This window comes from Streptomyces sp. ISL-10, from assembly GCF_018614575.1.
In the GTDB taxonomy this organism is placed as follows: domain Bacteria; phylum Actinomycetota; class Actinomycetes; order Streptomycetales; family Streptomycetaceae; genus Streptomyces.
On the sequence record NZ_JAGGOJ010000026.1, the window covers coordinates 24,789 to 36,192 of the forward strand.

The window sequence follows — 11,404 nt, forward strand, 5'->3', positions numbered from 1 at the left end:
ATCCATCTCCTCCGGGTCTCGTGCTTCCGGGGGCCTGACCTCCCGCACTTCCGGCGGCGACTCGTGTGCTTCCGCCGGGCTTCTTGCGCCGGCACCCGGGCGGTCCCGAAGGGTGGAAGAGGATGCTGTCAGCGCTGAGCGACGGGTGCTCTCATCACAAACAAGGCCAGGGGCTTAGAGAACAAACCAAGTGCTCACCGCAGCCAGTGTGCTCGATCGGAAGCGGAGGCGGGACGCCAGCGCCCGGCCGCGTCAGGGCGCGTCGCGCCGGAGCGGCCTCAGCGCTTCCGTAGCCTGGCAACGGCCTCTCTGATCGCGGGCAGGCGCTCGTACAGCACCTCGCCGGGGCAGTCCGTGCGGAAGCTGTCGCGGTGTCCCGAGATGACGTGGAGTTCGGCTGCCTCGCCCTTCTTGTACTTGCTCTCGTCGTTCGTCGAGATGAGACGAACCGTGCCATGGGGGTCGGCCTCCACCCGGAGCTTCCAGGCGGCGACCTTCACGATCCCCGACTCGAGCGCCGGCGGGACCGTCGTGCCGGGTCCGAAGGTGCCGAGCGCCGCGATGCCGATGCTGTCGGCGTTGAAGCCCTTGGTGTGCGCCCCGAGCACGGGCCGTCCGGTGCCGCCGGCCCGGCCTTCGTAGATGGTGCCGCAGCGGTCCACCACGAAGTTGTAGCCGATGTCGTCCCAGCCTTCGCTCTCGATGTGGTCCTCCTGCATCGCCCGCAGCATGCGTGGGACGTCGGCGCAGTCGTAACCGTTCAGGTGACCGGTGTGGTGGACGAAGACCGCGCTCACCGCACCCGTGTAGGTCGCTCGCTCCCTGACCATGCCCTCGTTCGCCCGCCACGCCTTCCGGCTGACGATTGGGGGCCGCGGAGCCACGGGGCCGACGGCGATGCGCTCGGGCCGGGCGGGCCGTGGCGGGGCGTCCCGCATCACCAGCAGAGCCAGCACCACGAGGCCGGCACTCAGGACGATCCGACGGGACCACATGGGACCACCCTGCGACCTGGCCACACAGCTATCGCGGGTGGGTAAGCCATTCGGGTGAAGCGGGCGCGACGTGACCGGCCGTCGGCGATGCGCGGGCTCAGGGGGCTGGCACCGGGGCGCTTCCGCGCCAGAACGCGCCCGTATCAACGTCTTCTCACTCTTTGCATGGTCTGGTCTCCGCCGATCAGGTGCCGGTCGTCGATCTTCTCGGCGCAGTCAATTCCCGGCACCTCGTCGTACGGGCGACGGCATCCCTTGCAGGTTGGAGACACCGGATCGCACCGGATCGCGCGGCGGGCACCGCGGCGAGTGCGAGGGCCAGGCGGTCCGCCGGCTTGGTGACTGCCGCGACCGAGTTTTCGACGTACTCGGGCTCCAGGGGTTGGAGGATGCCGTATTTGTGCTGGCCGACGCCGGTTGCGGCTGGTTGGATTCTTGAAGATGGTGCCGCTCTTCTTCACCCGGCCGAACAGCGACCGCAGCACGATGCGCGTGTGCCGTCGCCGTCCGCGTGCCCTCTTGCCGTGGCGGACGTGGAGTTTGCCGAAGCGGCCCAGGTCCCACTTGATGTCGGCATGGTCGAGCTTGCATGCCTCGCTCACCGTAGTACGACCTGGGGCATCAGCTTCGAGGCGGTGTAGTTCCTGGCGGTAGGGGCGAACTTGCGGCAGGTTGCCAGTTGCTGCCCCAGCCGGTGAACAGTGCCCCGACGTCCGGCTCGCTCGGCGGGATCCGCAGCTGGGCGTCCTTGAACCCGCGCGGACGGTTCACCTCGTCGATCGGGCACCGGCGGCCCGGCCGGTCATTCGGTGGAGCTCGACCTTGTGCCGCAGCTCCAGGAACATGAAGTACGTCGTCAGCGCCTGCGACCGGGCCAGCCGGGTGCCGCTGGGCGAGTTCCGCAGAACCTTCCAGAAGTACGCGTCAGCGTCAGCGGCTCCATGTCCCACAGGGGTCGACCGAACCAGGACCTGATCTGGTCAAGGTGCCTGACGTACACGGATCGTGCCGTCCGCCAGGCCCGCCGAGGCCCGCGCGAGGACGAACCCGGACAGCACGTCGGTCTCGAACCGCTCCAGCTCCTCTGGCGACGCGGGTGCCCAGTGCTCACGCAGGTCCCGTACGACTGCCGGCGCCGCCAACCCGGGACTCCTCACCTTCGGCCCGACTGCGGATCAGTCGGACGAGGTGAGAACGCTTCAAGAATCCCGAAGTCACGTCACAGAGCCACGGAGCAACCGAAGGCGGAAGAATCCACTGGCCAGAGGTGGGGACTCAGCGGTGATCAGGAGAACTCGCAGGATGTCGCATATTAGGCTCTTGGGCCCCAACCAAAAACGGGACCCAGGAGGTTCGTTGTCCTCTGCGTCACCATCCCCCGACAACAACACGCCTACGCCACAACCATCAGGTGACACCGAACCGCTGCGGCCGACCCCGCCCCCTCCCTCGGCTCCACGCCGGGCGTGGAGCCGGTTCAGAGCGTTGAGTGAGGGAAGACAGATCGCGATCTTGACTGTGGTCGGGGGAAGCTTGCTGACTGGCATGTTCACCCTGGCTGCGGCATTCGTGCCAGTGATCTGGGGGGACGACAAGGATGGCGGAGACGACAGCGCCAAACCGTCCGCGCACGCATCTCCGTCTCCGTCGTCCAGCAGTACACCCTCAGTGGTGATGAAGAGGTTCCAGAACTACGGCTCTTCCTGGTGTCTGGGCTACAACGCAACCGACGGCGTGTACGTGACCGGCTGCAATACCAGCCCGAACCAGAAGTGGATCTGGAACAACGGCGCTGGGATCCCCACCCCCATGCGGCAGGTCGCGACCATGAAATGCCTGACGTCAGGACAAGGCAAGCTGACTCTCCAGCCGTGCGACGAGGACAACTTGGAGCAGCGGTGGTACGTGACGTTCCCTGCCGGTGGTGGCACCCCGCTCCTCAAGAGTGCCTACAACGATAGGTGCATCACGCAAGATGGCCGCTCGGTGGTCATGAGCGTGTGCGCCTTCGATAACGAAGCGCAGACATGGCACATCATCGAGCCTCGTTAGGCGTCTAGCCATGGCCATGTCATCCGCGCGCATCATCCTTGTGCGCGACAGCCTCCGAGCCCGCTACCGCGACCTCGGCCACGACGTCACCCTGCCCCCGGCAGGCGCCTGACACGCCACCGCCAGCAGCACGACCGGCAGCCCCGAAACCACCCAGCCCAGGGGCTACCTCCCCGAACCCCTCACCTTCACCCTGACCGTCGACCTGTCAGACACAGTGAGAACGCTTCAGAAATCCTGAAGTCATGTCAGACCGCGAAGAGGCACCCGGAGAGAGGAAGGATCCACTGGCCACAGGGTTGGGGACTCAGCTGGGCTCAGAAGAACTCGCGGGATGTCGCACCGTACTTCCAGCCCCTCTCCGCGACAAGATCAAGGACGACTGCCAGGCCTCCACCGAGGCACCAGGGACACGCTCGTCCGGCAGCGACCTCATCAGGTCCGTCGGCGTAGGGCCACCTCAGTCACGACAGATGGCCTCCGCACTGGGGTGCTTGACCCGCCAGCGGGACAGCGTCTTCGCCTCCCGGCCCGGCGGCCGGCCGGAGAGGCTGGGGGGCGGGCTCGGTGGCCGCGTCCCGCTGATGCGGAATGGTGATCGAGCCCTGTTGGAGCGCGACCGTCCGCGCGGGCGCCGGAATGCGGATGCCCTCCGCCAGGTACCGCTTGTGCAGACGCTTGATGAACTCGTGCTTGATCCGGTACTGGTCGCTGAACTCGCCGACCCCCAGGATGACGGTCATGCTGATGCGGGAGTCGCCGAAGGTGTGGAAGCGCACGGCGGGCTCGTGGTCGGGGACGGCACCGCTGATCTCGCTCATCACCTCGGCGACGACCTCGTTGGTCACCTGCTCGACGTGGTCCAGGTCGCTGTCGTAGCCGACGCCCACCTGGACGAGCAAAGTCATCTGCTGCTCGGGGCGGTTGTAGTTGGTCATGTTCGAGCCGGCGAGCCGGCCGTTGGGGATGATGACCAGGTTGTTGGAGAGCTCACGGATCGTCGTCTGGCGCCAGTTGATGTCGACGACGTATCCCTCCTCGCCGCTGCTCAGCTTGATGTAGTCGCCGGGCTGGACCGTCTTCGAGGCGAGGATGTGGATGCCCGCGAAGAGGTTGGCGAGAGTGTCCTGGAGGGCCAAGGCGACCGCGAGCCCGCCCACGCCCAGGGCGGTGAGGAGCGGGGCTATTGAGATGCCGAGGGTCTGCAGCACCACCAGGCAGCCGATCGCGACGATGACGACGCGCGTGATGTTGACGAAGATGGTGGCCGATCCGGCGACCCCAGGGCGGGACTGCGTGACCGTACGCAACAAGCCGGTGATCACCCGGGCCGCCGTGATCGTCGTGACGAGGATGAGCAGCACGGTCAGGGACTGGTTGACGTGCCGCTGGACCGTCCTGGTCAGCGGCAGCACCGCAGCCGCAGCCGCCGCGCCACCAGCGATCGCCGCCCAGGGCACAAGAGCGCGCATCGCGTGGACGATGACGTCGTCCCCGCTCCAGCGCGTCCTCGTCGCGTGCTTGCCCAACCACAGCAGCAGCATGCGGAGAAGGAGCGCAACCAACAGGCCTGCGGCCAAGGCGACCCCGGCCACGATGACGTCGCCGAGGGTGAGGTCCCGGTTCATCGGTCGCCTCCCGAAGGACGCGGGAATCGGCCCCCCGGCCAGATTTGATTGTGCGTCACTTATACCTGCTCGAATCCAGGATGCATTGATCGCGCCCGGACGTGCGTACGGGTGCGACCGCTCATCCTGCCGCATACGCCCGGCCGCTCGTCACCGGGTCGGGGCAGACCGTCTCCACCAGGGTCCGTCCTCAGAGATCACCGGATGGTGGATCATGGAACTGGCGCGGACTCAGCCCGATGAACGGGGCTGTCCAGGACGGCTCCGAGGCCGTGATCACAGCCACCACACTGGGATCAACACATCAGAGCGGCCCAACACCGGGACGATCGTTGCAGCTACGCTTCCACAGCGCAGTCGATACAGAGCGAGACCGGGGGAGATCGTGAGCCGACCACTGCTTTTCCTGGACGTGGACGGGCCCCTCAACCCCTATGCGGCCAAGCCGGAAAGGCGCCCCGTCGGCTACACGACACTCAGAGTGCCGCAAGCCGGCGGAACCGCAGAGGAACATGGAGGGCTGTCGCGCCGTCGGCGACCCCTGCGGGTCTGGGTCAACCCGGAGCACGGGCAAGTCCTGCTCCGGCTCGGCTACGAGCTTTGCTGGGCCACTACATGGATGGACGACGCCAACCGGTGGATCGCCCCAGTGCTCGGCCTTCCCGAACTCCCGTTCGTCGACTTCGGCGACGCCTTGTTCCGAGACCGCCCCGACGGGGTCCACTGGAAGACTCGTCCCCTGGTGGACTATGCCAACGACCGTCCCTTCGCCTGGGTGGACGATGAACAGAGCGATCTGGACCAGGCGTACGTGACCGCTCACCACCGCGCGCGTGCGCTTCTGCACCACGTCAACCCACGAATCGGTCTCCGCGAGGACGACTTCCGGACTCTCACCGACTTCGCCCGGTCCTTGGACACTTCACAAGCCACCAGCTGAGCTGGTCTCCAGCCCATCAGGTAGCTCCGTCCCAGTTGGTCGTTGCGGGACATCTCTTGAGCGCCCGGACGACGCGCTAGGCGCGGGGCTGCGCGGTCAGTCGTGCGGTGGTTTCCACCAGTGAGACGGTGAACGGGTGCTGTGGGGAGGCGAGGATCTGTCGCGCGGGGCCTTCCTCGACGAGGTCGCCGCCGTCGAGGACGGCGATGCGGTTGGCCAGGGCGGCGGTGTCCAGATCGTGTGTGATCAGGATCAGGGACAGGTCGCGTCGGTCGCGCAGGAGGCCGGCGAGTGTGTCGAGGATGCCGCGCCGGGTGACCGTGTCGAGGCCGGAGGTGATCTCGTCGCAGATGAGCACCCGGGGGCGGGCCAGCAGGGCGCGGGCGAGGGCGGCACGCTGGAGCTCGCCCCCGGACAGCTGTGGTGGCCGGCGGCGTACCAGCGCTTCGGTCAGGCCGAGACCGGCCAATGTGGTGAGCGCTTCGGACAGCGCCTCCCGCTCGGGCGCCCCGCGGAGCCGGACCGCTGTGCGGGCCACCTGGTTCAGGATGGGGCGGTGTTCGTCGAAGGCGGCCCTGGCGTCCTGGAAGATGTACTGGACGGCGGCCAGTTGCTGACGCGTACGGTCACGCAGACTGCGCGGAAGTGGGGTTCCGTCGAGGATGGTGTCGCCGTCGTGGTTGCGATGGAGGCCGACCAGGCAGCGCGCCAGGGTGGTCTTGCCGCTGCCTGATCGACCGACGACGGCCAGGCATTCGCCGGTGCGGAGGGTGAGTCCGGGGGTGCGGAGGACCGTCGTCCTGCCGTGCCGGGCGGTGAGGGGCAGGGTCCGCAGGACTGCTGCGCCGTCAGCGGGTGGCTCGACTGGGGCGATGGTGCTCCCCGCTGCGAGGAGTTCGGCCGTCCAGGGGTGCCGCGGCGCTGTCCACAGCCGGTCGGCCGGCCCCGACTCCACTACGTGTCCGTCGCGCATGACGAGCACCTCGTCAGCGAGAACGCGTACGACCTCCAGGTCGTGGCTGAGCAGCACGATGGCGATGCCCTCCCGGGACACGGCCGCGAGCTGCTCGACGATGCGTCGCTTCGTCAGGGCGTCCTGGCCGGTGGTCGGCTCGTCGGCGACCACCACCTTGGCGCCCAGCAGCAGCGTCTGCGCCAGGACGACGCGCTGCTGCTGGCCGCCCGACAGCTGATGCGGGTAGCGGCGCAGCATCGCCTCGGCGTCAAGGAGCTCGGCGTGCGACAGGGCCCGCAGGATGCGCTCGCGGGCCGCGGCGCGGCGCTCGGCCGGCGGCAGGTGCCGTACCTGCGTACGGGCGATGTCCCGCAGCAGCGCTCCGATCCGGCGGGCGGGGTTGAGCACGGCTCCCGGGTGCTGGGGGATGTAGCCCACCGGGCCGTCCGGTACGCGTACGTCACCGGTCACGCGGGCGTCCTCCGGGTACTCGCCGAGCAGCGCGAGACCCGTCGTCGTCTTGCCGCTACCGGACGCACCCACGAGGGCAGTGATCCTGCCAGGGAGGACTCGGAGGTTCACTCCGTCGACGATCGCCCGGCCGCCGACCTCCACGCGCAGGCCCCTGATTTCGGCGACCGAGTTCACGTGTGCTTCCTCTTCTCCAGTAGGGCGTCGACGAGCAGGTTGCCGCCCATGGTGAGGGCGACGATGAGCAGAGCGGGCACGACCACGGCCCAGGGCTGGACGAACAGCCCGGTGCGGTTGCGGTCCACCATCACCGCCCAGTCGGCGGCGTCCGGTTCGACGCCGACGCCGAGGAACGCGGCGGTGGCCACCAGGTAGAGCACCCCGGTGAGCCGTACGCCCGCGTCGGCGGCGAGCGTGCGCGTGACCGACCTGCCGACGTAGCCGACGGCCGTGCGCCACCAGGTCTCGCCCTGCATGCGCAGCGCTTCGACCGCAGGGCGCGAGGCAGCCTCCGCGGCGGCGGCGCGCACGATACGGGCGGCATCCGGGATGTTGACGAGCGCCACCAGCAGTGCGAGACCGACCGCCCCCGGCGAGAAGACCGAGGCGACGAGCAGGATCATCAGCAGCGACGGCACGGCGAGCAGCACATCAAGGGGCCGCATCAGCAGCTCTTCGAGCCAGGTGCGGTGGGTGAGCGCGCTGATGAGTCCCAGCGGCAGCGCCACCAGGTAGGCGAGAGTTGTCGCGGCGAGGGCGACGAGGACCACCGACCGACCGCCGAGCAGCACCTGCCGCCACACGTCCCGGCCGACGAAGTCGGTGCCGAGCCAGTGACCGCCGCCGCGGGTGAAGGACGCGGCGCGCGGCCCGGGTTCGCCCGCGAACAGCGGTCCGAGCAGGGCCAGGGCGAGTGGTACGCCCACGATGACCGCGCCGAGTGCGAAGCGGGGCTTCATGCCGCCACCTCCGCGCGGGGCGCGAAGTGGCGTGCGACCAGGTCGGCGCCGAGGTTGAGGACGACGGTCACGACACCGAAGGCGACGGCGAGGCCCTGCACGACGGGGACGTCGCGCTCGGCGACGGCGTTCATCAGGACGGTTCCGAGGCCGGGGATCACGTACAGCGCCTCCACGACGATGACGCCGCACAGCAACCAGTCGATGGTGCGGGCGAGTTGCTGGGCGGCGGGCGCGATGGCGTTGGGGAGGGCGTGTCCGTACCGGACACGGGCCGCCGGGATGCCGTAGCGGCGGGCCTGGGCGGCGTAGGGCGAGGCGAGCGCGTCGATCATGCCGGCGCGTACGAGACGGGTCAGGGAGCACACCGGGCGGGACAGCAGGATCAGGACGGGGAGCACCAGGGCCGCCGGATGGGCGAGCAGGTCGGTGCCGTATCCGACGGCGGTCGGCGGCAGCCAGCCCAGGCGTAGGGCGAAGACCGTGATCAGCAGTACTCCGAAGGCGAACTCGGGCACGGCGTAGACGCCCAGTGTCACGGAGCTGACGAGCCGGTCCACGGCCTTCCCTTCGTGGCGGGCGGCGAGCACGCCGAGACCGACCCCGGCCGGGACGAGCAGTGCCACGGTCAGGGTGGCGAGCAGCAGCGTCGGGCCGAAGCCGTCCGTGATGTACGTGCTGACGGGCCGTCCCGAGGCCAGCGACGTGCCGAAGTCGCCGTGCAGCAGACCGGCCGCCCAGTCCGCCAGGCGTTCGTGCGCGGGCCGGTCCAGCTGCATCGCCTCGCGGATGGCGGCGATGCGCTCCGGGTCGGGCTGATCCCCGGCGAGCGCGACGGCGGCGTCGCCCGGCAGCGCCTCGGTGAGGGCGAAGACGAGCAGCACGACGGCCGCCGTCTGCGCCATGCCGAGCAGCAGCCGCCGGGCGATCCAGGAGCGCAGTCCGCTCACGCGAGCCAGACCTTGTCGAAGCGGGCCCAGTCGAGGGAGTTGGCGGGAGCCTTGGGCTCGACGCCCCGGACGCCCAGGGCAGTGCCGAGGATCCAGTCGGCGAAGCCCCAGACCAGGAATCCGCCCTCCGCGTGCAGGCGGCGCTGCATGCGCTCGTAGACAGCGGCACGCTGCTGCTTGTCCCTGGTGGACTGCGCCTGCTGGTAGAGGGCGTCGAAGTCCTTGTGCTGCCACTTGGTGGCATTGGTGGTCGAACCGGTGAGCAGGCGCTGGGAGATGTGGGCCTCAATGGGCATGGCGCCTGAGCGGTAGGAGCAGAGGGTGCCGGAGTCGAGAATGTCCTTCCAGTAGCTGTCCTTGCTGCCGGTCCTTCTGGAGGGTGACGCCGGCCTTGGCGGCCTGGTCGCGGAAGATCGCGGCGGCCTCGGTGAATCCGGCCGCCACCGGTGAGGTGTCGAGGGTGACCTTGAGACCCTCGGCCCCGGCCTGCTTGAGCAGCGCCTTGGCCCGGTCGAGGTCCTGTTCGCGCTGGGGCAGGCCGGCGGCGTAGTACTCGTAGCCCTTGCCGAAGAGGTCGTTGCCTATCTCGCCGGCGCCGGACAGGGCGCCGTCGACCAGTTCCTTGCGGTCGGCGATCAGGAAGAACGCCTCGCGCACGCGCTTGTCGTCGAAGGGCTTGCGGTCGGTCTTCATCGCGAAGGACTGCATGGCGCTGCCCCGCAGGCGGACGATCGCGATCTGGCCCTTGCCCTCGTGTGCGCGGGCAGTGGTGGGGTTGAGCTCGTGGGCGTACTCGACCTGGCCACCGAGGAGAGCGTTGATCCGCGCTGACTCCTCGTTGGCGACGACGAACTCCAGCTCGTCGAGGTACGGGGCGCCGTCCCAGTAGTCCTCGTTGCGCTTGAAGACGGCGGACTTGCCGGGGGAGAAGGAGACGAAGCGGAACGGGCCGCTGCCGACCGGCTTCGTGTCGAAGTCGTCCTCGCCCTCGGGGACGATGTACGCGCCGAACGCTGCCAGCAGGTTGGGGAATTCGGCGGTCGGACGCTTCAGGATGAACTCGATCGTGCGCGCGTCCAGGGCGCGGCTCGCCTTGAGGTCGATGGGCTCCAGGGACGCCTTGGCGCGGAAGGCCTTCCTGGGGTCGGTGATGCGGCGGTAGCTGTACAGGATGTCGGCGGCGGTGACCGGCTTGCCGTTGTGGAAGGCGGCCTCGCGCAGGGTGATCGTCCAGCGGTCCAGGCCGGCGTTCGGCTCCCACTTCTCGGCGAGGCGCGGCCGGGCGGAGAGGTCGGGGCCGTAGTCGGCGAGTTTGTCGAAGAGGGCCTTGGCGCGGGCGACGTCGGCGAAGAGGTTGGCCAGGTGCGGGTCGAGGGTCTCGCTCGCGCCACCGCCGGCGAAGGCGGCACGCAGGCGTCCGCCGCGCTTGGGCTTGCCGTCGCCCTTGGCCGCGGTGCCGGAGGTGCCGGAGCCGGCGCAGCCGGTGAGGGCGAGGGCTCCGAGTCCGGCCGCGCCTCCGGCGACGGTGAGGAAGCCGCGGCGGCGCAGACCGGGGAGCTGGGGGTCGTTCATGGGAACGTCGTTCATGGCGGTGTCCTTGCTGTGATGCGAGCGGGTGAAGGCGCGGGGCGGGTCAGAAGGGGCAGGTCAGAAGGGGCAGGTCAGGCGGGGCAGGTCAGGCGGGCGACGAGGTGGAGGCGGTCGGCTTCGGCGGTCTCGCCCGGCGGGTCGCCCTCGCGCCACGGCGGCTCGGTGCGCGGACCCGGCCCGTCGTGCAGGGCGAGCACCTCGAAGGCGTGGGCGGTCACGACGTGGCGCAGCTCCTGCGGGAAGAGCAGGCGCCACGCGGAGCTCTGCTCGACCGGTGCGGAACCGTCGTCGGCGGTCCACGTCCGCGTGCGGCGCAGGAGTTGCGCGGTCCTGTCGACGTACAGGGTGGTGGTGGATCGGTAGGCGGTGCCCTGCCAGGTGAAGCCGTTGACGGTCGGGGTGTCGAGCAGTTCTGTACGGCCCACGAAGAAGGCGCCGTTGCGCATTTCCGCGATGAGCAGGCCGCCGGGAGCAAGGGAGCGGCGGCAGGAGGTCAGGAAGCCGTCGAGGTCCTCGTTGGTGTGGCAGTACAGCAGGGCGCTGTCCAGGCACACGACCGCGTCGAAGGACCGCTCACCGAGATCGAAGGCGCGCAGGTCGGCCCGTACGTAGGTGGGTCCGGGGTGCTGGACGCGGGCGTACGCCAGCATCGCCTCGGACAGGTCGGCGCCGGTCACCGCACGGCCGGCGCGGTGCAGATACGCGGCGTCACGGCCGGCGCCGCAGCCGATGTCCAGGACGCGCTCGCCGGCCCCGTACCGCCGTAGGCAGTCCTCGGCCCAGCGACCGGCGATCCGGTCGGTGTCGGGGAAACGGGCCTCGTAGAGCGCGGGGTTGTCGGTGAGCAGGTTGTCGGTCGTCATA

General features: G+C 69.3%; 10 protein-coding genes and 1 pseudogene. 2 read left to right on the forward strand and 9 right to left on the reverse strand.

Annotated elements, in window-relative coordinates; all coding sequences use genetic code 11:
* Positions 1 to 278 precede the first annotated feature (278 nt).
* The 3 genes from J7E88_RS26720 to J7E88_RS36210 form a co-directional block, all read right to left on the reverse strand.
* Complete coding sequence (locus tag J7E88_RS26720) at positions 279 to 995, reverse strand: peptidoglycan recognition protein (RefSeq protein WP_215185493.1); 717 nt, start codon at positions 993 to 995, stop codon at positions 279 to 281.
* Positions 996 to 1,762: 767 nt separating this feature from the next.
* The gene (locus J7E88_RS36205) at positions 1,763 to 1,945 is read right to left on the reverse strand and encodes a hypothetical protein (protein WP_251023260.1); all 183 of its coding nucleotides are present in this window, start codon (positions 1,943 to 1,945) and stop codon (positions 1,763 to 1,765) included.
* A gap of 30 nt (positions 1,946 to 1,975) precedes the next feature.
* Positions 1,976 to 2,137 (reverse strand): hypothetical protein, encoded by a 162-nt coding sequence (locus tag J7E88_RS36210; RefSeq protein ID WP_251023261.1) that lies wholly within the window; start codon positions 2,135 to 2,137, stop codon positions 1,976 to 1,978.
* 403 nt (positions 2,138 to 2,540) lie between these two features.
* On the opposite strand from J7E88_RS36210, the gene J7E88_RS26730 reads away from it, so the two are divergent.
* The gene (locus tag J7E88_RS26730) at positions 2,541 to 3,047 is read left to right on the forward strand and encodes a ricin-type beta-trefoil lectin domain protein (protein ID WP_215185494.1); all 507 of its coding nucleotides are present in this window, start codon (positions 2,541 to 2,543) and stop codon (positions 3,045 to 3,047) included.
* A 464-nt stretch (positions 3,048 to 3,511) separates the two neighbouring features.
* Here the strand turns inward: J7E88_RS26730 and J7E88_RS26735 are convergent, their stop codons facing one another.
* Entirely contained in the window at positions 3,512 to 4,675 is a 1,164-nt protein-coding gene (locus J7E88_RS26735; protein WP_215185496.1) for a mechanosensitive ion channel family protein, read from the reverse strand.
* Positions 4,676 to 5,060: 385 nt separating this feature from the next.
* Here J7E88_RS26735 and J7E88_RS26740 point away from each other — a divergent pair, with 385 nt between their 5' ends.
* Positions 5,061 to 5,615: a hypothetical protein gene (locus J7E88_RS26740; RefSeq protein ID WP_215185498.1), complete on the forward strand. Its 555-nt coding sequence runs from the start codon at positions 5,061 to 5,063 to the stop codon at positions 5,613 to 5,615.
* A 76-nt stretch (positions 5,616 to 5,691) separates the two neighbouring features.
* On the opposite strand, the gene J7E88_RS26745 is transcribed toward J7E88_RS26740, so the two are convergent.
* The 5 genes and pseudogenes from J7E88_RS26745 to J7E88_RS26760 all read right to left on the reverse strand — a co-directional run bounded on the left by J7E88_RS26745 (position 5,692) and on the right by J7E88_RS26760 (position 11,403).
* On the reverse strand, positions 5,692 to 7,218 hold the full coding sequence (locus tag J7E88_RS26745; RefSeq protein WP_308307617.1) for an ATP-binding cassette domain-containing protein: 1,527 nt from the start codon (positions 7,216 to 7,218) through the stop codon (positions 5,692 to 5,694).
* The gene (locus J7E88_RS36215) at positions 7,215 to 8,000 is read right to left on the reverse strand and encodes an ABC transporter permease (RefSeq protein ID WP_251023262.1); all 786 of its coding nucleotides are present in this window, start codon (positions 7,998 to 8,000) and stop codon (positions 7,215 to 7,217) included. The genes J7E88_RS26745 and J7E88_RS36215 overlap by 4 nt, the downstream gene beginning before the upstream one ends.
* Positions 7,997 to 8,950 carry an ABC transporter permease gene (locus tag J7E88_RS26750; RefSeq protein WP_215185500.1) on the reverse strand — a complete coding sequence of 318 codons (954 nt, stop codon included), beginning with the start codon at positions 8,948 to 8,950 and terminating at the stop codon, positions 7,997 to 7,999. Before J7E88_RS26750 ends, J7E88_RS36215 begins: the two co-directional genes overlap by 4 nt.
* Positions 8,947 to 10,522: pseudogene (locus J7E88_RS26755) on the reverse strand (ABC transporter substrate-binding protein). The gene J7E88_RS26750 and the pseudogene J7E88_RS26755 overlap by 4 nt, the downstream one beginning before the upstream one ends.
* Positions 10,523 to 10,611: 89 nt before the next feature.
* Positions 10,612 to 11,403, reverse strand: coding sequence for a bifunctional 2-polyprenyl-6-hydroxyphenol methylase/3-demethylubiquinol 3-O-methyltransferase UbiG (locus J7E88_RS26760; protein ID WP_215185502.1), 792 nt, complete (start codon positions 11,401 to 11,403; stop codon positions 10,612 to 10,614).
* Between the last annotated feature and the right edge of the window lies 1 nt (position 11,404).